Source organism: Sphingosinicellaceae bacterium, from assembly GCA_019285715.1.
Classification (GTDB): Bacteria; Pseudomonadota; Alphaproteobacteria; order Sphingomonadales; family Sphingomonadaceae; genus Glacieibacterium.
This window is the reverse complement of sequence record CP079108.1, coordinates 574943-594896: the sequence shown is the minus strand read 5'-3', so window position 1 is coordinate 594896 and position 19954 is coordinate 574943. Positions and strand designations below refer to the sequence as shown.

21 protein-coding genes are annotated in these 19954 nt (G+C 68.1%); 6 read left to right on the top strand and 15 right to left on the bottom strand.

Features of this window, described 5'->3' with window-relative positions; all coding sequences use genetic code 11:
- Positions 1-25 precede the first annotated feature (25 nt).
- Both KX816_02885 and KX816_02880 read left to right on the top strand, forming a co-directional pair.
- On the top strand, positions 26-709 hold the full coding sequence (locus KX816_02885) for a class I SAM-dependent methyltransferase (GenBank protein ID QXQ07020.1): 684 nt from the start codon (positions 26-28) through the stop codon (positions 707-709).
- Between the two features lie 79 nt (positions 710-788).
- Positions 789-1577: a phosphocholine cytidylyltransferase family protein gene (locus tag KX816_02880; protein ID QXQ07019.1), complete on the top strand. Its 789-nt coding sequence runs from the start codon at positions 789-791 to the stop codon at positions 1575-1577.
- On the opposite strand, the gene KX816_02875 is transcribed toward KX816_02880, so the two are convergent.
- Positions 1523-1969 carry an HIT family protein gene (locus tag KX816_02875; GenBank protein QXQ08367.1) on the bottom strand — a complete coding sequence of 149 codons (447 nt, stop codon included), beginning with the start codon at positions 1967-1969 and terminating at the stop codon, positions 1523-1525. The two genes, KX816_02880 and KX816_02875, sit on opposite strands and share 55 nt — an antisense overlap.
- A 26-nt stretch (positions 1970-1995) precedes the next feature.
- Between KX816_02875 and KX816_02870 the strand changes: the two genes are divergently transcribed.
- A complete protein-coding gene (locus tag KX816_02870) occupies positions 1996-3144 on the top strand; it encodes a CDP-alcohol phosphatidyltransferase family protein (GenBank protein QXQ07018.1) in 1149 nt (382 codons plus the stop codon).
- Positions 3145-3270: 126 nt separating this feature from the next.
- Here KX816_02870 and KX816_02865 read toward each other — a convergent pair whose 3' ends face one another.
- From KX816_02865 to KX816_02815, 11 genes are all read right to left on the bottom strand, one after another.
- Positions 3271-4143: a class I SAM-dependent methyltransferase gene (locus tag KX816_02865; protein ID QXQ07017.1), complete on the bottom strand. Its 873-nt coding sequence runs from the start codon at positions 4141-4143 to the stop codon at positions 3271-3273.
- A gap of 148 nt (positions 4144-4291) precedes the next feature.
- Positions 4292-5518: an insulinase family protein gene (locus tag KX816_02860; protein ID QXQ07016.1), complete on the bottom strand. Its 1227-nt coding sequence runs from the start codon at positions 5516-5518 to the stop codon at positions 4292-4294.
- Positions 5515-6906, bottom strand: coding sequence for a threonine synthase (thrC, locus tag KX816_02855; protein ID QXQ07015.1), 1392 nt, complete (start codon positions 6904-6906; stop codon positions 5515-5517). Before thrC ends, KX816_02860 begins: the two co-directional genes overlap by 4 nt.
- Before the next feature lie 351 nt (positions 6907-7257).
- Positions 7258-7911, bottom strand: a complete 654-nt coding sequence (locus KX816_02850; protein QXQ07014.1) for an SURF1 family protein — start codon at positions 7909-7911, stop codon at positions 7258-7260.
- An 8-nt stretch (positions 7912-7919) separates the two neighbouring features.
- Positions 7920-8285, bottom strand: coding sequence for a DUF983 domain-containing protein (locus KX816_02845; GenBank protein ID QXQ07013.1), 366 nt, complete (start codon positions 8283-8285; stop codon positions 7920-7922).
- Complete coding sequence (locus KX816_02840) at positions 8282-9115, bottom strand: cytochrome c oxidase subunit 3 (protein ID QXQ07012.1); 834 nt, start codon at positions 9113-9115, stop codon at positions 8282-8284. The genes KX816_02845 and KX816_02840 overlap by 4 nt, the downstream gene beginning before the upstream one ends.
- A 5-nt stretch (positions 9116-9120) precedes the next feature.
- Entirely contained in the window at positions 9121-9705 is a 585-nt protein-coding gene (locus KX816_02835) for a cytochrome c oxidase assembly protein (GenBank protein ID QXQ07011.1), read from the bottom strand.
- Positions 9706-9823: 118 nt separating this feature from the next.
- Positions 9824-10750 carry a heme o synthase gene (locus KX816_02830; protein ID QXQ07010.1) on the bottom strand — a complete coding sequence of 309 codons (927 nt, stop codon included), beginning with the start codon at positions 10748-10750 and terminating at the stop codon, positions 9824-9826.
- Position 10751: 1 nt separating this feature from the next.
- Positions 10752-12422, bottom strand: a complete 1671-nt coding sequence (ctaD, locus tag KX816_02825) for a cytochrome c oxidase subunit I (protein ID QXQ07009.1) — start codon at positions 12420-12422, stop codon at positions 10752-10754.
- A 12-nt stretch (positions 12423-12434) separates the two neighbouring features.
- On the bottom strand, positions 12435-13529 hold the full coding sequence (gene coxB, locus KX816_02820; protein ID QXQ07008.1) for a cytochrome c oxidase subunit II: 1095 nt from the start codon (positions 13527-13529) through the stop codon (positions 12435-12437).
- 112 nt (positions 13530-13641) lie between these two features.
- On the bottom strand, positions 13642-14460 hold the full coding sequence (locus KX816_02815) for a crotonase/enoyl-CoA hydratase family protein (protein QXQ07007.1): 819 nt from the start codon (positions 14458-14460) through the stop codon (positions 13642-13644).
- A gap of 31 nt (positions 14461-14491) precedes the next feature.
- Here KX816_02815 and KX816_02810 point away from each other — a divergent pair, with 31 nt between their 5' ends.
- The 3 genes from KX816_02810 (at position 14492) to KX816_02800 (ending at position 17097) form a co-directional block, all read left to right on the top strand.
- Complete coding sequence (locus KX816_02810) at positions 14492-15031, top strand: (2Fe-2S)-binding protein (GenBank protein ID QXQ07006.1); 540 nt, start codon at positions 14492-14494, stop codon at positions 15029-15031.
- A 185-nt stretch (positions 15032-15216) separates the two neighbouring features.
- Positions 15217-15639, top strand: coding sequence for a GFA family protein (locus KX816_02805; protein QXQ07005.1), 423 nt, complete (start codon positions 15217-15219; stop codon positions 15637-15639).
- 201 nt (positions 15640-15840) lie between these two features.
- Complete coding sequence (locus KX816_02800; GenBank protein QXQ07004.1) at positions 15841-17097, top strand: sodium-independent anion transporter; 1257 nt, start codon at positions 15841-15843, stop codon at positions 17095-17097.
- Here KX816_02800 and KX816_02795 read toward each other — a convergent pair.
- The 3 genes from KX816_02795 to KX816_02785 all read right to left on the bottom strand — a co-directional run bounded on the left by KX816_02795 (position 17083) and on the right by KX816_02785 (position 19937).
- Positions 17083-18045, bottom strand: coding sequence for a nitronate monooxygenase (locus KX816_02795; GenBank protein ID QXQ07003.1), 963 nt, complete (start codon positions 18043-18045; stop codon positions 17083-17085). The two genes, KX816_02800 and KX816_02795, sit on opposite strands and share 15 nt — an antisense overlap.
- Positions 18045-18332 (bottom strand): DUF1330 domain-containing protein, encoded by a 288-nt coding sequence (locus KX816_02790; protein QXQ07002.1) that lies wholly within the window; start codon positions 18330-18332, stop codon positions 18045-18047. Before KX816_02790 ends, KX816_02795 begins: the two co-directional genes overlap by 1 nt.
- 165 nt (positions 18333-18497) lie before the next feature.
- Positions 18498-19937 carry an aldehyde dehydrogenase family protein gene (locus KX816_02785; GenBank protein QXQ07001.1) on the bottom strand — a complete coding sequence of 480 codons (1440 nt, stop codon included), beginning with the start codon at positions 19935-19937 and terminating at the stop codon, positions 18498-18500.
- Positions 19938-19954: the final 17 nt, after the last annotated feature.

Below are 19954 nucleotides of genomic sequence, written 5' to 3'. Positions count from 1 at the left end.
GCTGCAATCTCGCTACAAGTAAGCCATGTCCCGAGCCCTTGCCGTCCTGCCCCTGCTCGTCCTGATCGGCGCGAGCCCCAGCCGCTTTCCGCAGGTCGAGCGCCCGGTCGCCTCGATCGTCGCCGATGAATGGTCCGACGAAAACAGCCGCGATGCCGCCCGCGAGGCCGAGCAGGTGATGGTCTTCCTGGGCGCAAAGCCCGGCATGGTCGTCGCCGACATCGGGGCCGGCAGCGGCTATTACACCGTCCGCCTCGCGCCGCGCCTGCTGCCGACCGGCCGCGTCATCGCCGAGGATATCGTGCCCGCCTACATCACCGCGCTGCGCCAGCGCGTCCGCGAGCAGCGCCTGAAGAACGTCACCGTCGTGCGCGGCGCACCCGACAATCCGCACCTGCCGCTCAACAGCGTCGACGCCGCGCTGATGGTCCACATGTACCACGAGGTTCGCCAGCCCTACGCCTTGCTGTGGCACGTCCACGGGGCCCTGCGCCGCGGCGGCAAGGTCGCGATCGTCGACGTCGACCGGCCCGCCGCCCAGCACGGCACGCCCCGCGCCCAGCTTGCTTGCGAACTCGCCGCAGTCGGCTTCCGTCGCATCGGCGATCTCGATCTCGGCGCGGCGGGCGGCTACCTCGCGGTGTTCGAGCCGGTCGGCCGACGTCCGGCACCGTCGGCGATCAAGCCGTGCGTGCGCGCGCCGGCCTGAGCCGAGCGTAACAAACTCGCCGCAAAATCGCCGCAAGCCACCGGCAGATCATGCGACCGAAGTTCCGAAGGTCACCGCCTTGCACGCAGTCATCCTTTCCGCCGGCCAGGGGTCGCGGCTCGCGCCGCTGACCGCCACGACGCCGAAGTGCCTGATCGACTTCCACGGCCGCAGCCTGCTCGAGTGGCAGGTGGCGGCGCTGGCCGCCGCCGGGGTCGACCGCATGACCGTGGTCACCGGCTTCGAGGCTGGGCAGGTCCGCGACCGGCTGGCGGCGGCGCACGTCAACGTCGAGACGCTGCACAACCCGTTCTACCGGATCGCCGACAACATCTCGTCGGTCTGGCTGGCGCGCGGCGTGCTGGCCGCGGGCGACGCCATTGTCCTCAACGGTGACACGCTGATCGGGCCCGAGCTGATCGCGCAGGCGATCGCCGGGGCCTCCGCTCCGGTCAACGTCACGATCGCGGTCAAGCCCGCCTACGACGCCGACGACATGAAGGTGACGCTCGCCGCCGGCCGCGTTACGGCGGTGTCGAAGCTGCTGCCCCCCGGCGAGACCGACGCCGAGTCGATCGGCATGCTGGTGATGAAGGGCACGGGCGGCGCGACCTTCGCCGCGATGGTCGACCGCGTCATCGCGCGCGAGGGCGGCACCGGCAACTACTACCTCAGCGCCGTGGCGGAACTGGCGATCACCGGAGTCGTCGGCGCGACCGACGTCACCGGCCACGAATCCGCCGAGGTCGACTTCCCGGCCGATCTGCCCGGGGCGCGTGCGCTGACCGCGTCATGGTCGACCGCCACCTGGGCTCAGCCCCCGAGCGTGGTGCCGTTCAGCGCGTCGCGCAGGTCGCGAACCATCTGAGCCACGCCGTCCGCATCGAGCGTCACCGCCGCGCCGAGTTCGGGCACCCCCGGCCAGCCGGCATCGGGAAAGCTGCGCCCGCGCCATGCGCGCGCCTGCTCGTAGCGCGGAATGACGTGAAAATGGACGTGGCGGTCGACCATCATCAACATCAGGTAGTTGACCCTCTGCGGCTGCGAGACACCAGCCTGCGCCAGCGCGATCCGCGCCGCCATCGCCGGCAGCGCCGCGCCTTCGTCGGGGGTCAGGTCGCCAAACGCCTCGACCTCGCGCTTGGCGATCAGCACGACCGCGCCGAGCGTCGGCTGAGCGGCACGAACCACGACCGCCCAATGCTCGTCCTCGAAGACCGTGCCGGGGCCGTAGCCGAACTTGGCGAGTGTCGCATGCATGCCACCGACGCTGCCCGAGGCGCGGCATGAGCGCAACCGCAGTCGTCCGCATCGACTACCCCGGCACCCCCGCGACGACCTTCGGCCTGTCGCCCGCGACCCGACTCGACCGCCAGCTTGCCCGTCTCAAGCCCGCCGCCAGCCGCGTGCTCATGGTCGCCAGCGATGCGATCGTCGACACTCCCGCCCTCGCCCATTTACTGGCCGGCGAGCCGCTGCTGGTCACCGATGCGAAGGGCCGCCCGCTGCTCGGCTGGGTCGACCCGGCGATGGTCGACGGCCTGCGCGACAGCTTCGCCAGCGGCACCTTACCCGCCGCCCCACCCTGCCCCGTCGTGGTCGCGGGCAGCTTCGACTTCGCCAGCGGCACCCTCAAGAAGCGCGAGAAATTCCTCGCCTACGGCCGCTCGGACGACCGCTCGAAAGCGCCCGAGGACGCGCTTTACTTCGCCAGCTTCAAGGGCGTCACCGACCTCGTCACGAAGTACGCCTGGCCGCACCCGGCGCTGCTCGTCGTCCGCGCCTGCGTCGCGCTCGGCATTACGCCGAACATGGTGACGACGCTGTCGACCCTGCTGTCGATCGCCGCGATCCCGCTGCTGATGACCCACTGGTTTGCCGCCGGACTGGCCTGCGCCTGGGGCATGACCTTCCTCGACACCGTCGACGGCAAGCTGGCGCGGGTCACCGTCAGCTACTCGAAATTCGGCAATTACTTCGATCACATCCCCGACATCGTCTTCCCGCCGATCTGGTGGTGGGCGTTCATGTGGGGCGCGATGATCGACGAGCCCCCCGCCGGCGACGCGCGCCTGTGGATCTGTTTCGGGCTGATCATGGCGAGCTATGTCGTCGGCCGCCTGTGCGAGGGTGCCTTCGAACTCCGGAACGGCTTCGGCCCGTTCGTCTGGCGGCCCTTCGATGCGCGCTTCCGCCTGATCCTCGCGCGCCGCAACCCGAACCTGCTGATCCTCACCGTGGCCCTGGCGCTCGGCATGATCACCGAAGGATACCGCGTGCTGGTCGCCTGGTGCGTGATCTGCGCGGTCATCCAACTCGCCCGCCTCGGCCAGTCGGAGCTCGCCCGCCGCCGTGGCCCGCTGGTGTCGTTCCTGCAGGGCGACGGCAGCATGGCCCCGTCCAACCCGCTGAGCGAAATCTTCGCGCGGCGGTAGCGCGTTCCCGGTGCTCCCTCGTCATCCCGGGCTTGACCCGGGACCCAGCTAACCCCGAGGTCGGACTCCGGAGTAAGCTGGGTCCCGGGTCAAGCCCGGGATGACAATCGGGGTTCGGACGCGCTCTTAGTCCGCGCCCGCTGCCTCCCAGCGCACGAAGATCGCGGTCGGCAGCAACCGCCCCCGGCCCTCCTCGCGGATCGTCATCTCGCCCGCAGTCACCGTTCCGCCGAGGTCGGCGAACGCCTCCGCGACCAGCTCGGCGATCGCCACCGCCGACATGCGGATCGCGTAGACGGTCAGCACCAGGAAGCGGCTGTCCGCATCCATCAGCGCGCGCGCCGCGCGCACCAGTTCGGGCAGGTCGCGGTACAATTCCCAGACCTCACCCTCCGGCCCGCGGCCATATTTGGGCGGGTCGAGCACGATGCCGTCGTAGCGCTTGCCGCGCCGGACCTCGCGCCGGATGAACTTCATCGCGTCGTCGGTCAGCCAGCGGATCGGCGCGCCCGACAGCCCCGATAGCTGGGCGTTGGCCTGCGCGCTGGCGACCGCCTTCTTCGACGCATCGACGTGGGTAACCGAGGCTCCGGCGGCAGCGCACGCCAGGCTGCCGACGCCGGTGTAGCCGAAGACATTGAGCACGCTGCTCCCCGCTCCGAGCCGCTCGGCCATCCAGTCCCAGTGCACCGCCATGTCCGGGAAGAACGCAAGGTGGCGGAAGTTGGTGTTCGCGGCGTGGAAGCGCAGCGCGCCCCGACCCAGCGGCCACGACGCCGGGACATTGCCCGACAGGTTCCAGCGCCCGCCGCCGTCCTCCTCCGACCCGCCGACGAACTCGCCGTCCGCCTGCCATTCGGTCTCGACTGGAGACCACAACGCCTGCGGTTCGGGGCGGATGAAGCGGTAGGGGCCGTAGCGCTCGAGCTTGCGGCCGTTGCCGCTGTCGAGCAGCGCGTAGTCGGGCCAAGGCTCGGCGGTGAGGATGCTCAGTTGCATCGGGGGCCGACGTTGCTTGTCATCCCCGCGCAGGCGGGGACCCATGAACACCGGGTTCCGCCTTTAAGCGCAAACGAGTGTTCATGGGTCCCCGCCTGCGCGGGGATGACAGGGAGTGGCGCGGGGATGATAGCGACGTTCGTAGCCATCACGCGGCCTTCAGCAGCGGCGCCCCGACATCGGCGCGCGCGCGCGGCCCGGCCAGCATCGCGGCCCCGGCGGCGCGGGCCTCGTCGACGGTCACCGCGTTGATCCGCGCTACGACTTCCGCCGTCGGCACGACCCGCCCGTGGACCAGCAGCGAGCGCGCCAGATACTCGGACCAGCCGCCGGGTGCCTCGAGCGACATCAGCAGCCCGGCGCGAACCTGCGCCTTCGCCCGGTCGAGCTCGGCCTGGGTCAGGCCCGCAGCGGTCGCGGCGAGGACGGTGTCGGTCAGCGCCAGCGCCTTTGCCGCGTCGCGCTTGGCGGTCGCGAGATAAACCGAGAACAGCCCGGTGTCGGCGTAGGGCGTCGTGCTGGCGTAGACACTGTACGCGAGTCCGCGGTCCTCGCGCAGTTCCTGGAACAGCCGCGACGACGCGCCGCCGCCCGCCGCCGTGGTGAACAGCATCGCCGCGTCATGGTCGGACGCGCCGTGGCCCGGAGCCGACAACCCGAGCGTCAGATGCGCCTGCTCGAACTTGCGGCGGTCGTGATGCGTCGTGCCGCCGAAGCTCGCCCCGATGGTCGCCGGACGCTCGCCCGCGGGCAGGCCGCCGAGCCGCTGTTCCGCCATCGCCACCAGCGCCTCGTGCTCGACCGCCCCCGCCGCGACGAGCACGCACGACCCGGCCCGATACTGCGTCGCCAGCCAGTCGCGCAGGTGCGTCGGCCCGAGGCTGGCGATGCTGTCGTCGGTGCCGAGGATCGAGCGGCCGAGCGCCTGGCCTGGGAACGCGGCCTCCTGGAGGTGGTCGAAGACGATGTCGTCCGGCGTGTCGCGCGCCTCGCCGAGCTCCTGCAGCACGACCTGCTTTTCGCGCTCGGTCTCCTCCGCATCGAACAGCGGCCCGGTGACGAGGTCGGCGATGACCTCGACCCCGAGCCCGAGGTCGTCCTTGAGCAGACGGGCGTGAAACACCGTCATGTCGCGCGCGGTGTAGGCGTTCAATGAGCCGCCGACGTCCTCGACGACCTCGGCGATGTCGCGCGCCGAGCGAGTCGCGGTGCCCTTGAAAACCATGTGCTCGAACAGGTGCGCGACACCGTTGACGCCAGCGCCCTCGTGCCGCGCACCGGCGTCGATGTGGAGCGCTACGGCTACGGTCTCGACGTGCGGCATCGCCTGGCTGACGACGCGGAGGCCGTTGGCGAGGGTGGTGATCCGGGTCATCGCGCCACCGCCCGTGCGGCGATGAACGCCTCGACCGCAGCAAGGTCGGCGGGCAGCGTGTCGAAGCGCTCCTCGCGGTCGAACAGCCCCTGCGCGCGTGGCGGCATCGACGGGCGCACTCCGGTGGCGCGCTCGACGGCATCGCGGAACTTCGCCGGGTGCGCGGTCGCCAGCGTCACCACCGGCTCGTTGCCAGGGTGCGCACGCGCTGCCGCCAGCCCGATCGCGGTGTGCGGGTCGATGACCTGCCCGCAGCGCTCGTGGGCCCAGCGCAGCGTCAGCGCCATGCCGTCGGCATCGATGCGCGCGGCCGAGAACAATCCTGCCGCTTGCGCCTGCTGGTCGGGCGAAAGCTGCAGTCGCTTGCTCACTTCGAAGCCGTGCATCGCGGCGGCAAGGCTGGCCCCATCGCGACCATGCAGGTCGAACAGCAGCCGCTCGAAGTTGGAGCTGACCTGGATGTCCATCGACGGTGCCGCGGTCGGCTCGACGTGCCCGACCGAGTAATCGCCGCTGCCGAGCGCCCGCGACAGGATATCGTTGACGTTGGTGGCGACGATCAGCCGCTCGATCGGCAGGCCCATCCGGGCGGCCAGATAGCCCGCGAAGACGTCGCCGAAATTGCCGGTCGGGACCGCGAAGCTGATCCGCCGCCCCGGTGCGCCGAGGCGGACGGCCGCATAGAAATAATAGACGATCTGGAACAGCAGCCGCGCCCAGTTGATGGAATTGACCGCCGACAGCCGGAAACGCCCCGCAAACGCATCGTCGTTGAACATCGCCTTCACCAGCGCCTGCGCGTCGTCGAACGTGCCCGTCACCGCGATATTGTGGACATTGGGCGCCATCACCGTCGTCATCTGGCGGCGCTGGACGTCGGACACCCGGCCCGCCGGATGCAGCATGAAGACGTCGAGGTTGGCGCGCCCGGCCAGCGCGTGGATCGCCGCCGACCCGGTGTCGCCGCTGGTTGCCCCGATGATCGTCAGATGCTCGCCGCGCCCCTTGAGGAAGCGCTCGAACAATTGCCCGATGACCTGGAGCGCGACGTCCTTGAACGCCAGCGTCGGGCCGTGAAACAGCTCGAGCAGCCAGTACCGCTGGTCGAGCTGGACCAGCGGGGTCACGGCGTCGTGGTCGAAGCTGCCGTAGGCTTCGGCGAGCAGCGCGCGCAATTCAGCCTCGGTCAGCGCTTCGCCGACGAACGGCAGGCAGATGCGCACCGCGGTCTCGACGTAGGACAGGCCCGCCAACCCGGCGATCGCGGCTTCGCTGAAATGCGGGAGCGTCTCGGGCACGTAGAGCCCGCCGTCGCTGGCGAGCCCGGCAAGCGTCACGGCTTCGAAGTCGAGGGTCGGCGCACGGCCGCGCGTGCTGATGTAACGCATCGCGCGGGGTTTAGGCGCGGGAGTGGTGCAGCGCAATATTGCCGCGCCGCTGCGGGAGTGCGGGAGGCGGGGGGTGGCGCGGGGGTTGGTGTGGGCAATGCGAAGTCATTCCGCCCGGGCCACCCCCCCTGTCATCCCGGGCTTGCCCCGGAACCCAGCTAACCCCGAAGTCCGAGCGCTGAGCTAGCTGGGTCCCGGGTCAAGCCCGGGATGACAATGGGGCTACAAAAGAACGCCGATCGCACCTTGACATTACGAACCCTATGGGTTATGTCTTAAGGTTGTCACAAACTATCTCGGTGAAAAGGTATGATGCAATCAGTCGACTAAGCCTAAACTTCGTAAAGTTCGTCAGACCATCACCCCGGTTGCTCGCTGGTCACGCTGCCGCCGAAAGACGAAAATTGCGTAGATCACCGCAAGAATCGTCGCGAACGAGAACCACTGGATGGCATAGCTCAGGTGGCTATCGGGCAAATCCTCGGGCGACGGCAGGCGGGACGGCGTCAGCGGCGGCACCGCAGTCTTCGGAATGAGCATGAACAGCGGTCGACCGGGCTGCTTGTCGTATGGCCGCTCGATGATGGTGCCGTCGAACTCGGTGTCAACGATGAGGGGCGCGCGGAGTTCGGGACGATCGCTGAAGCCGGCGACGACGACGAGGTCGGGGCCCTTCTTGTGGGTATACGCCGGCTCGCGACAGGCGACGACGATGAGGAAGCCGGACTGGCCGGTGGCGCTCTCGCCGCCACGGACGTCATAGGGGGTGACGCGACCCGGGTGGCAAGCGACGACGGCGCGGCGGTACTGGACGCTGCCGGCGCCGATCATCGCGCGGTAGAAGTCGCTCGGGGTCGCGGGTGGCAAATGCTCGGCCGCCTCGAGGCTGGCGATGAGCCTGTGCTTCCACTCGCGCCGCTGGAGCTGCCAGAAGCCGAGCCAGATCATCGTGCCGACCATGACCAGGGTCATCAGCGTCGGGATCAGGGGGAGGCGACGGTTCACTGGGGGCGTCACTCGAGGCGGCCGAGCTTTGCCTCGTTCTTGTACTCGAGGGCAACCAGCATCGCCTTGGCGAAACGGAGCAGAGCCAGCGTCAGGATGATCGTCAGCGGTACCCAGATCAGGGCGTGGACCCACCACGGCGGCGACCGGGACAGTTCAAGCCAGATCGCGCCGACGACGACGACCGTGCCGACCAAGAAGATCAGGAAGGGAGCGGCGGCATCACCAACATCGAACTGCTCGAAGTCGAGACCGCACTTGGGGCAGCGCTTGGCGAAACCGGCGACGCTGCGGAACAGGGTCGGTGCCCCGCATTGCGGACAGGCTCCGAGCAGCGCGCCGGTAACGAGCGGCCGCGCGAGCTTCCGGGTCAATGCACCGCGGCTGCGGCCGCCGCGCCGAAGTTCGAACCCCAGACGTAGATCGAGACGAACAGGAACAGCCAGACCACGTCGACGAAGTGCCAGTACCAGGCCGCCGCCTCGAAGCCGAAATGCTGACGGGGCGTGAAGTCGCCGCGGTAGGCACGCGCCAGGCAGACCATGAGGAAGATCGTGCCGACGATGACGTGAAAGCCATGGAAGCCGGTCGCCATGTAGAAGGTCGCACCGTAGATGCTGCCTGCGAAGCCGAACTCGGCGTGGTGATACTCGAAGGCCTGGATCGCCGAGAAGCAGAGCCCGAGGACGATGGTCAGCCACAGACCCTGCTTCAGGCCCTTGCGGTCACCATGGATGAGCGCGTGATGGGCCCAGGTAACGGTCGTGCCCGACAGCAGCAGGATCATCGTGTTGAGCAGCGGGAAGACGAACGGGTCGAGCGCCTCGATGCCCTTGGGCGGCCAGACACCACCGATGACCTCGGCGCCCGACGGGTACAGTGCAGCGCTGAAATAGGCCCAGAACCAGGCGACGAAGAACATCACCTCGGAGGCGATGAACAGGATCATGCCGTAGCGGTGATGGAGCTGGACGACTGGCGTGTGGTCGCCGGCGTTGGCTTCATGCACCACGTCCGACCACCAACGATAGAAGGTATAGAGCACCAGCACTGCGCCGATGCCGAACATCCACGGCGCCCAGGCACCGAGCTTGTGCATCCACGACACCGCGCCGCTCGCCAGCACCAACGCCGAGAAGGCGGCCAGCAGCGGGTTCGCCGAAGGATTGACGATGTGGAACGAGTGGGTCTTGCCGGCTGCCATTGGTCTTAGCCCTGTGTCTTCGAATTGCTCTCTACCTGCGTCCGGTCGCGCTCGTCCACCGGGTAGAAAGTGTAGCTGAGGGTAATCTCGTCGATGCGCTTGGCGATCGGGTCGTCGAGGATCGCCGGATCGACGAAATACGTCACTGGCATCTCGACCGTCTCGCCGGCCTTGAGCGTCTGCTCGTTGAAGCAGAAGCACTGGATCTTCTTGAAGTATTTGCCAGCAACGTCGGGAGACACATTATAGGTGGCACGACCCGTGACCGGCGCAGCGCTGATGTTCGTGGCCTTGAAGAACGCCAGCTTGCGCTCGCCGATCTTGACCGGCACGTCGGTCACCTCGGGCGCGAACTGCCACGGCATCCCAGCCGACGTGTTGGCGTCGAAGCGGATCTTGATGGTGCGGCCGGTGAGCGCCGTCTGGTTCGGCAGCGCGCTCGCTTCGGCACGCTGAGTCGTCCCGGCAAAACCAGTCGCCTGGCAGAAAGCGCGGTACAGCGGCACCGCGGCGAACGACAACGCGATCATTCCCGTAGCGATCGCGGCGGTGCCGATCGCGGTCTGGCGCTTGGCGGCAGCGAGGCTCACTTGACCATCCGGACAATGGTGATCCCGAAGAACAGCAGCGCCAGCGCCCCCAGGAGCACACCGAGCGCAATGCTCCGCGACCGCCGCTTGGCCATGAAGACGCGGGTCTCGGCCGGCGTCACGTGAGGATCCAGTGGTCGGCGACGAGGCCGGCGAAGATGAGAAACAGGTAGAGCAGCGAGAAACGGAAGAGGCGCTTTTCGGCGAGCATGTCAGCGGTGGCGACCGCCGTGCTCCGGGACACCACATACGCCTCGACGATAAAGACAGCGCCGAGGCCGAGCGCGACCGCGCCGTATACCCAGCCGGTGTAACCGAGCGCCCACGGCAACGCCGACACGGGCACCAGAACCAGCGAATACAGCAGCACCTGCGTCCGCGTCGCCTTGGGGCCGTGAGTGACGGGAAGCATCGGCACGCCAGCCTTGGAGTAGTCGGCCTCCATGAACAGCGCGAGGCTCCAGAAGTGCGGCGGCGTCCACAGGAAGATGATCGCGAACAGCAGCACCGGCATCAGCGTCACATCGCCGGTCACCGCAGCCCAGCCAATCACCGGCGGAAACGCCCCAGCCGCACCGCCGATGACAATATTCTGCGGGGTCCGGCGCTTGAGCCAGACGGTATAGACGACCGCGTAGAAAAGGATCGAGCCGAGGAGCAATCCCGCCGCCAACCAGCCGACGGACAGCCCCATCACCATCACCGAACCACCCGCCAGCGCCACCGCGAACGAGAGCGCTTCCTGCGGCGAGACCTTGCCAGCGGGAATCGGGCGGCCGGCGGTGCGCTTCATCACCGCGTCAATGTCGGCTTCGTACCACTGGTTCAGCGCGCCCGCCGCGCCCGCTCCCACCGCGATGCACAAGATCGCGACGAAGCCGAGAAACGGGTTGATGTGCCCTGGCGCAACCAGCAGGCCGCACGCAGCGCTGAAGACGACCAGCGTCATCACGCGCGGCTTGAGCAGCGCAAAATAGTCGCGCCAATCAGCGAGGGCCGCCGACGGGATCAGCTCCGTCGGCGCCGGGAGGACAGTCGTCGTCATGCTAATTGATCTGCGGCAGCGTCTCGAACTGATGGAACGGCGGCGGCGAGCTCAGCGTCCACTCGAGCGTCGTCGCGCCTTCACCCCAGTAATTGCCCTCGACACGCTTGCCGGCGATCAGCGACCAGATCACGTTGATGAAGAAGAACACCATGCCGAACGCCATGATCGCGTAGCCAATGCTCGAGATGTGATTCCAGTAGGTGAATGCCACCGGGTAGTCGGGCAGGCGGCGCGGCATGCCCTGCTGGCCGAGGAAATGCTGCGGGAAGAACATGACGTTCACGCCCACGAAGAAGATCCAGAAGTGCAACTGGCCCAGCGTCTCGTTGTAAGCCTTGCCACTCATCTTGCCGAACCAGTAGTAGAAGCCCGCGAAGATCGCGAACACTGCACCCAGCGACAACACGTAGTGGAAGTGCGCAACGACATAATAGCTGTTGTGCATGTACGTATCGACGCCGGCGTTCGACAGCAGCACGCCGGTGACGCCGCCAACCGTGAACATGAAGATGAAGCCGATCGCCCACAGCATCGGCGTCTTGAACGTGATCGAGCCGCCCCACATCGTGGCGATCCAGCTGAAAATCTTGATGCCGGTGGGCACCGCGATGATCATCGTCGCAGCGGTGAAGTACATCTTGGTGTTCACGTCGAGGCCCGAGGTGAACATGTGGTGGGCCCAGACGATGAAGCCGATGACGCCGATGGCGACCATCGCGTACGCCATGCCCAGGTAGCCGAAGACCGGCTTCTTCGAGAAGGTCGAGATGACCTGGCTCACCATGCCGAAGCCCGGGAGGATGAGGATATAGACCTCCGGGTGGCCGAAGAACCAGAACAAGTGCTGGTACAGGATCGGGTCGCCGCCGCCACTCGGGTCGAAGAACGTCGTGCCGAAGTTACGGTCGGTCAGCAGCATGGTGATCGCACCCGCCAGCACCGGCAGCGACAGCAGCAGCAGGAAGGCGGTGACGAGCACCGACCACACGAACAGCGGCATCTTGTGCAGCGTCATGCCGGGTGCGCGCATGTTGAAGATCGTCGTGATGAAGTTGATCGCGCCGAGGATCGAAGACGCACCGGCGAGGTGGAGCGACAGGATCGCCAGATCGACGGCGGGACCCGGGTGGCCCGACGTGCTAAGCGGCGGATAAAGCGTCCAACCGGTGCCGGCTCCGTTGAAGCCGGCAGGACCGGGCACGAACATCGACGCGACAAGCAGCAGGAACGACGGCACCAGCAGCCAGAACGAGACGTTGTTCATGCGTGGGAAGGCCATGTCGGGCGCGCCGATCATCAGCGGCACAAACCAGTTGCCGAAGCCACCGATCATCGCCGGCATGACGGTGAAGAACACCATGATCAGGCCGTGCGCGGTAATGAAGACGTTCCACAAGTGGTAGCCGGCGTCGAGATTGCCCTGCGTGAACCACGTCAGGTACTGGATACCCGGCTGGGCGAGCTCGGCGCGCATGATGCCCGAGATCGCGCCGCCGATGGTCCCCGCGATGATCGCGAAGATCAGGTACAGTGTGCCGATGTCCTTGTGATTGGTCGAGAACAGCCAGCGCTGGGCAAAGCTCAACGGCGCGTGGGCATGATCGTCGTGACCGTGCGCATCGTCGTGGACGAGGTCGCGGGCGGCGGCGTGGGTGGGGGGACTGGCCATCGTCGGGCTCTCTTACTTCGCGGCAGGGGCGGCGGCAGGCGCCGGGGTCGCGGCAGCAGCCTTGGCGGGCGCGGACGCGGCGGTTGAGTCGGTTTCGGTTACCGGAGTCGACAGGCCGCCGGCAGCAGCAGCCTTCGCCGGATCAGACGGGGTCGGCGTCGTCGCGGCCTCTGCAGTGGCATTGCCCACGGGCGCAGGAGCAGCACCGCTTGCAGCACCGGCGGGCGTGATGCCGTTTTCCTTCTGCTTGGCGGCGACCCAGGCGTCGAAGCGGTCCTTCGAAACGACCTCGACCGCGATCGGCATGAAGGCGTGGCGCGTGCCACAGAGCTGGTAGCATTGGCCGAAATACACGCCGGTCTTTAACGCCTTGAACCAGGTCTCGTTGATGCGGCCCGGCACGGCGTCCATCTGAACCCAGAAGCTCGGGATCATGAAGGCGTGGATGACGTCGGCGGATGTCGTCAGTATCTTGACGGTCGCGCCGACGGGCACGACGATCCGGTTGTCGACATCGAGCTGATACGGCGAGCCGGCCTTGGCGGCTTCCTCCTTGGTCAGCATGATCGAGTCGAAGCTGAACTTGCCCTGGTCCGGGTATTCATACTCCCAGTACCACTGGTGGCCGGTCGCCTTGATCGTCAGGTCGGCCTTGGGCGGCGAGTACTGGTTTGCCAGCAGGCGGAACGACGGGACCGCGATCCACACCAGGATCAGGACCGGCACGACCGTCCAGATCACCTCGACGACAGTGTTGTGGCTGGTCCGCGACGCAGTCGGGTTGCGACTGGCGCGGAAGCGGAAGACGACATAGCCGAGCAGACCGAGCACAAACACCGAGATCACGATCATCAGCGGATCGAGCACGCTGAGCACCATGCCATGCGCTTCGTCGGCGATCGGCGTCTCGGGAGCCTGCAGCTGCCAAGCACCCGGGGTCGGCTGCCCGATGCCGGCAACCTGAGGAACGCGGGTGACGGCCGGGCCACCCGGCTGGACCTCGACGGTCTGGACCGGAGTCACGGGCGCGGCAGCGACCTGCGCAAGCGCGCCCACCGGCGTCATCGCCAGCAGCAGGGCAGAACAGGCAAGCCTCAGTCGGTTCATCAGGCCCTCAGGTAGCGACGGGAATGCCGGCGGCGGTCGACGTTGCGGGGGCTTATATGCGCCGTGGTGCAGTGCGACAAGCGCGCAAGCGGTCGCACACGAGGCAAATGACTCATGCCTTCAGATCGGCGAAGCGTGCGCTTTCCTTGCGCATCTGTGCGCCGACCGCTGCAGGCACGTCCTCACCCTGCAACATCGCCGCGTTCCAGAGCGCGACATATTCGAGTCCGTCGGCGATCGAATGGTCGCGACCGTAGTTGAGTACCGCCTTTACGCCCGTCATCGCCAGCGGCGACTTGGCAGCGATCTCGAGGGCGAGCGAGCGCGCGCTGGCCAGCGCCGCCGCATGGTCGGGCTCGACACGGTTGAGGAAGCCGTGCGCCTTCGCCTCCTCCGCCGGAAAGCGCCGCCCGGTGTAGGCAAGCTCGCGGACGATGCCCTGCGGCAGCAGGTGCGGGATGCGCTGCAGCGTGCCGACGTCGGCGACGATGGCGATGTTGATCTCCTGCACCGTGAAGAAGCAGTCGGCGGTGCCGATCCGCATGTCGCAGGCGGTGACGAAGTCGACGCCGCCGCCGATGCAGCCGCCCTGGACCACGGCGATCACCGGCACCCGGCAGCGGTCGACGACGCTGAAGGTGTCCTGCATGTCGTGGGTGTGGCGGCGGAAGGCCTCGCGGGCCCGGCCCGCGTCGCCGGGAGGACCGCCGAGCGTCGCGCCCGCCCATTGCAGGTCGAGGCCCGCGGTGAAGTGCCTGCCGGTCGACGCGATGACGACGGCGCGGACGCTCGGGTCGGCGTCGATGACGGCGAAGACCTCGATCAGCTCGGTCCAGAATTCCTTGTTCATGGTGTTGAGCGCCTGCGGGCGGATCATCGTCACGGTCGCCACGGCATCGGCGACTTCGAGCGTCAGCGTCGTCAGTTCCATGCGCGTCGTTCCTCGGCTATCTGTTCCCGGCATGACCAAGTTCACCGTCAACGGCAACCCCGTCCAGTACCTGATGCCGCCGTCGACGCCGCTGCTGTGGGCGCTGCGGGACGCATCGAACCTGACCGGCACCAAGTTCGGCTGCGGGGCCGGGCTGTGCGGCGCCTGCACGGTCCACGTCGACGGCGTTGCACAGCGCAGCTGCCAGGTCGCGATCGGCGACATCGAGGGCAGCTTCGTCACTACCATCGAGGGCCTCGCCGACGATCGCTCGCATCCGGTCCAGCAGGCATGGATCGCGGAAGCCGTACCGCAGTGCGGCTATTGCCAGTCGGGGATGATCATGGCGGTGGCGGCGCTGCTCAAGGTCAACAAGCACCCGAGCGACGCGCAGATCGACGCCGCGATCACCAACCTGTGCCGGTGCGGCACCTACCCGCGCATCCGCAAGGCGATCCACCGGGCCGCGGCGGGCGGAGTCGATGCAGGCCTGCCGTCGCCCGAGACGACGCCCAGCGAGGCGGCGCGGCTCGCGCCGTCGATGGTCGCGAGGCCGGCAACGAAGGCCTGACCGAACTGTACGATGTTTACGCTTATACGGGGTTTGCACATTAAACGTTAAGCAATTTCGACGGCTTAGGTGATCTGAGTGTGATGCCCTGCCGGCATGCCGGCGGGTCGTCCTTGTCGCTTCTGTCCAATGCCGATAGCGTTGCAGCCGCTATCGTCGTCGATCGGGTGACGGAGAAAACTGCGATGACACTTCACGGCAAATGTTTCTGCGGGGCGGTCGAGATCGAGGTCAGCGGCGAGCCCGAGGGCATGGGTTACTGCCACTGCGCGTCGTGCCGATTATGGTCGGGCAGCCCGGTCAACGCGTTCAGCCTGTGGAAGCCTGCGGCGGTCGTCGTCGTCGCCGGTGCCGGGCACGTCGCGACCTATTCCGCGTCGCCGCTGAGCCAGCGCAAGTTCTGCAGCCTGTGCGGCGGCCACCTGATGACCAACCACCCGCCGCTCGGCCTCGTCGACGTGTTCGCCGCGACGATCCCCGAACTGGCCTTTGTCCCGGGCGTCCACGTCAACTACGCCGAGACTGTGCTGCCGATGCGCGACGGGCTGCCGAAGTTGAAGGATTTCCCGGCGGAGCTTGGGGGTTCGGGGGAGAGCGTGCCGGAGTGAGAGCGGCGCTGGCCCCATCGGCGTGAGGGGGCGCTGGCCTATTGTCATCCCGGGCTTGACCCGGGACCCAGCTTCTTCCGAAGTCCGAGCACGGCGTTAGCTGGGTCCCGGGTCAAGCCCGGGATGACAACGGGGGCGCAACAGCACCCGCCGCCTGCCTCCGGGACAATTCGGCCATGATTGCGGCCCAGACCGGCTGCGATGACCGATCGCGCCCTGCAATTCACGCCGAAGCTGTGGACCGTGCTGCGTGCGGGCTACCGTCTCGGCGACCTGCGCGCCGATGCGGTCGCGGGGCTGACCGTCGCCATCGTCGCCCTGCCGCTGGCGATGGCGCTCGGGATCGCCAGCGGCGCCTCGCCCGACAAGGGCCTGGTCACCGCCGTCGTCGCCGGCTTCCTGATCTCGCTGCTGGGCGGCTCGCGGGTCCAGATCGGCGGCCCGACCGGCGCGTTCGTGGTCGTCGTCTTCGGGGTGATCGCGGCGCATGGTTACGACGGCCTGGTCATCGCGACGCTGCTGGCGGGACTGATCCTGATCGTCGCGGGGTTCGCGGGGCTGGGGCGCTATATCCGCTTCGTGCCCCAGCCCGTGGTCACCGGCTTCACAGCGGGGATCGCGGTGATCATCGCGTCGAGCCAGGTCCGCGACTTCCTCGGGCTGCACATGGCGTCGGTTCCCGCCGACTTCGTCCCCAAGTGGCGCGCCTATGCGGCGGCGCTCGGCAGCATCAACCCGGCGGCGCTGGCCGTCGGCGCGGCGGCGCTGGCGCTGATCCTGCTGGTGCGGCGCATCGTACCGAAGGGGCCGGCGACACTGGTCGCAGTCGTCGCCGCGGCGGTCGCGGTCGCAGCACTCGGCCTGCCGGTCGACACCATCGGCTCGCGCTTCCCGGCGCTCCCCACCGGCCTGCCGATGCCGGCGCTGCCCGTCGTCACCGTCGCCCGCGTGATCGAGCTGTTGCCATCGGCGCTGGTCATCGCCTTTCTCGCCGGTATCGAGGCGCTGCTCTCGGCGGTCGTTGCCGACGGCATGACCGGGTTCAACCACCGCTCGAACCAGGAACTCGTCGGCATGGGCGTCGCCAACCTCGGCTCGGCGCTGTTCGGCGGCCTGCCCGCGACCGGCGCGATCGCCCGGACGGCGACGAATGTCCGCAGCGGCGGCCGGACCCCGGTTGCCGGCATTCTCCACGCCGTGTTCCTGCTCGCCTTCATGGGGCTGGCGGGGGGCCTGATGGCCTACGTCCCGATGGCGGCGCTGGCCGCGGTGCTGCTCGTCGTCGCCTGGGGGATGAGCGAGGCGCACCGTTTCGCCGCGCTGCCCAAGGCGCCGCGCGGCGATGCTGCGGTGCTGCTCGTCACCTTCCTGCTGACCGTGCTCGTCGACCTGACGGTCGCGATCGGCGTCGGCGTTGCGCTGGCGTGGCTGCTGAAGCGGGTCTCAGCCCCGGCCTAGCCGCGCGCCCATTCGCTCGATCGTCGCCTCGGCCTGCGCCATCGTCCGCCGCACGATCTCGGCGCAGCTCAGCACCTCGGTGATCGCGCCGCCGCCCTGGCCCGCCGCGAGGCACTGGGTGTCGGCGTCGACCTCCATGATCCCCGAGATCGGCCCGAGCAGGTTGTTGCGCACCGAATTCGCGACCTGCGCCATGAACGGCAGCGTCGGCTTGCCCTCCCACTCCCTGGTGGTGGCGTTGGCGATGGCGCGCAGCGTCTTGCCGGTGAAGGCGCGGCTGATCACCGTGTCGCTCTCCGACATCGCGACGATCGCGTCCTTGTAGGCTTGCCCCGCATGCGCCTCGTCGCTGGCGATGAACCGCGTGCCCATCCAGACGCCCTGGCAACCGAACGCCAGCGCAGCTGCAAGGCCGCGCCCGTCGAACAGCCCGCCCGCCGCGATCACCGGCACGTCGACCGCATCGACGACCTGCGGCCACAGCGCCACCGAGGCGACCGAGCCGGTGTGGCCGCCGGCCTCGGTGCCCTGCGCGATGACGACATCGCAGCCCGCCTCGACCGCCTTGACGGCGTGGCGGACATTGCCCGCCATGCACATCACGATAACGCCCGCCTGCCTAAGCTGGTCGACGATCGCCACCGGCACGCCGAGTCCGGCGATGAAGGCCTTGGCGCCCTCCTCGATGATCACATCGACGGCGTCGGTCAGCGTCTCGGGCTGCGCCGTCAGGAGATCGACTCCGAACGGCTTGTCGGTCAGCTCACGGACGCGCCGCATCTGCTGGCGGATGCGGTCGGGCCCGAGCCCCGCCATGCCGAGCGAGCCGAAGCCGCCGGCCTCGCTGACCGCGGCGCAGACCTCGGCGTACGAGACCCCGCCCATGCCGGCGAGGAGGATCGGATGCTCGACCCCGAGCAGGTCGCAGATCGGGGTGCGCAGGCCCACTACATCCCCTCGGTGATAAACACCCGGTAGTCGGCGCCGGCCCAACGGTGGGGGACCGCGGCCTGGTAGTCGGGGCTTTCATACCAGGCCTTCGCCTCGGCCATGGTCGGGAACTCGACGATCACCGCGCCTTCGATCGGCGCGCCCTCGAGCGTCTCGTTGGTGCCGTAGAAGGCGAGCGGCTTGCCCGGATGCCCGGCCAGCGTGCCGCCGGCAACGGCCCCGTAGGCGTCGAACTCGGTCTTGTCGCGAAGGCGCTCGCGCGTAAAAACGATATAGGCGGTCATACGATCTTCCTTCTTGCTACCCTCCCCCCTTGAGGGGGAGGGACGGCTGCGCTTGCAGCCAGGGAGAGGGAGAGGGAGGGGATCCTCCGGGTGAGCGGCTCCCGGCCCCTCTCCCTGGTCGCGAAGACGCGACCTGTCCCTCCCCCCGAGGGGGGAGGGTAGATGCTACTCCGCGGCTTGCTTGACCTCGTAGCCGAGCATCGACTTGGTCTCGAGGAACTCGGCAAACGCGTGGGCACCCCATTCGCGACCGTTGCCCGACTGCTTGTAGCCGCCGAACGGGGCGTTCATGTCACCGGGCGCACCGTTGATGAAGACCTGCCCGACGCGCAGCTTGCGGGCGACTTCGCGAGCGTGGACGAGCTCGCCCTGGACGTAGCCCGCAAGACCGTAGACCGTGTCGTTGCCGATGCGGACCGCCTCGTCCTCGCCTTCGTAGGGCAGCATCGTCAGGACGGGTCCGAAGATTTCCTCGCGCGCGATGGTCATCTCGTTGGTGACGTCGGCGAACACCGTCGGCTTGACGTAATAGCCGACCTCCAGACCCTCGGGCCGGCCGGTGCCGCCGCTGACGAGGGTCGCGCCCTCGTCGATGCCCTTCTGGATCAGGCCCTGGATCTTGTTCCACTGGAGCTCGCTGACCACCGGGCCGATCTTCGCGTTGCCGTCGGGCGAGCCGACGGTCACCGATTCGGCCGCGGCGCGCGCGATCTCCTTGGCCTGCGCCATCTTCGCGGCGGGGACGAGCATCCGGCTCGGCGCATTGCAGCTCTGGCCGCTGTTGGTCATCATCTGGAGGACGCCGGACGTCACCGCGGTCTGCAGGTCGGCGTCGTCGAGGACGATGTTCGGCGACTTGCCGCCGAGTTCCTGGGCGACGCGCTTGACGGTCGGGGCGGCGTTGCGCGCCACTTCGATGCCGGCGCGGGTCGAGCCGGTGAAGCTGACCATGTCGACGCCGGGATGCGACGACAGCGCCGCGCCGACCGTCGGGCCGTCGCCGTTGACGAGGTTGAAGACGCCTGCGGGCACGCCGGCCGCGTGCATGATCTCGGTCCACACCTGCGCCGAGAACGGCGCGATCTCCGACGGCTTCAGGATCATCGTGCAACCGGTCGCCAGCGCCGGCACGACCTTGCAGGCGATCTGGTTGATCGGCCAGTTCCACGGCGTGATGAAAGCGCAGACGCCGACCGGCTCCTTGGCGATCATCGTCGTGCCGTGCAACTCCTCGAAGCTGTAGGTCTTCAGGACCTCGATGCCGGTCATCAGGTGGCCGATGCCGATCGCGGCGTGGGCCTGCGTCGCCAGCCACACCGGCGCGCCCATCTCCTCGGTGACGGCCGAGGCGACGTCGTTGTAGCGCTTCTGGTATTCCGCGACGACGTTCTGCATCAACTCGAGGCGCTGCTCTCGGGTGAACACGCTGAAGCTCTCGAAGGCGCGCCGGGCGGCCTTTACCGCGGCGTCGACGTCGGCGGCACCGCCGAGGCTGATGCGCCCCGCGACGGCTTCGGTGGCGGGGTTGATGACGTCGAGCTGGCGGGCCCCGGCGACCGGGTCGACCCACGCGCCGTCGATGTAGAACTTCAGGTAATCGCGCATCGCAACGTCTCCCAAGG

Excerpts from the sequence above, each read along its gene's own strand:
- KX816_02885 (QXQ07020.1), top strand. The coding sequence starts at position 26 with ATGTCCCGAGCCCTTGCCGTCCTGCCCCTGCTCGTCCTGATCGGCGCG.
- KX816_02875 (QXQ08367.1), bottom strand. The coding sequence starts at position 1,969 with ATGCATGCGACACTCGCCAAGTTCGGCTACGGCCCCGGCACGGTCTTC.
- KX816_02870 (QXQ07018.1), top strand. The coding sequence starts at position 1,996 with ATGAGCGCAACCGCAGTCGTCCGCATCGACTACCCCGGCACCCCCGCG.
- KX816_02865 (QXQ07017.1), bottom strand. The coding sequence starts at position 4,143 with ATGCAACTGAGCATCCTCACCGCCGAGCCTTGGCCCGACTACGCGCTG.
- KX816_02860 (QXQ07016.1), bottom strand. The coding sequence starts at position 5,518 with ATGACCCGGATCACCACCCTCGCCAACGGCCTCCGCGTCGTCAGCCAG.
- thrC (QXQ07015.1), bottom strand. The coding sequence starts at position 6,906 with ATGCGTTACATCAGCACGCGCGGCCGTGCGCCGACCCTCGACTTCGAA.
- KX816_02840 (QXQ07012.1), bottom strand. The coding sequence starts at position 9,115 with ATGGCAGCCGGCAAGACCCACTCGTTCCACATCGTCAATCCTTCGGCG.
- KX816_02830 (QXQ07010.1), bottom strand. The coding sequence starts at position 10,750 with ATGACGACGACTGTCCTCCCGGCGCCGACGGAGCTGATCCCGTCGGCG.
- ctaD (QXQ07009.1), bottom strand. The coding sequence starts at position 12,422 with ATGGCCAGTCCCCCCACCCACGCCGCCGCCCGCGACCTCGTCCACGAC.
- coxB (QXQ07008.1), bottom strand. The coding sequence starts at position 13,529 with ATGAACCGACTGAGGCTTGCCTGTTCTGCCCTGCTGCTGGCGATGACG.
- KX816_02815 (QXQ07007.1), bottom strand. The coding sequence starts at position 14,460 with ATGGAACTGACGACGCTGACGCTCGAAGTCGCCGATGCCGTGGCGACC.
- KX816_02810 (QXQ07006.1), top strand. The coding sequence starts at position 14,492 with ATGACCAAGTTCACCGTCAACGGCAACCCCGTCCAGTACCTGATGCCG.
- KX816_02805 (QXQ07005.1), top strand. The coding sequence starts at position 15,217 with ATGACACTTCACGGCAAATGTTTCTGCGGGGCGGTCGAGATCGAGGTC.
- KX816_02800 (QXQ07004.1), top strand. The coding sequence starts at position 15,841 with ATGACCGATCGCGCCCTGCAATTCACGCCGAAGCTGTGGACCGTGCTG.
- KX816_02790 (QXQ07002.1), bottom strand. The coding sequence starts at position 18,332 with ATGACCGCCTATATCGTTTTTACGCGCGAGCGCCTTCGCGACAAGACC.
- KX816_02785 (QXQ07001.1), bottom strand. The coding sequence starts at position 19,937 with ATGCGCGATTACCTGAAGTTCTACATCGACGGCGCGTGGGTCGACCCG.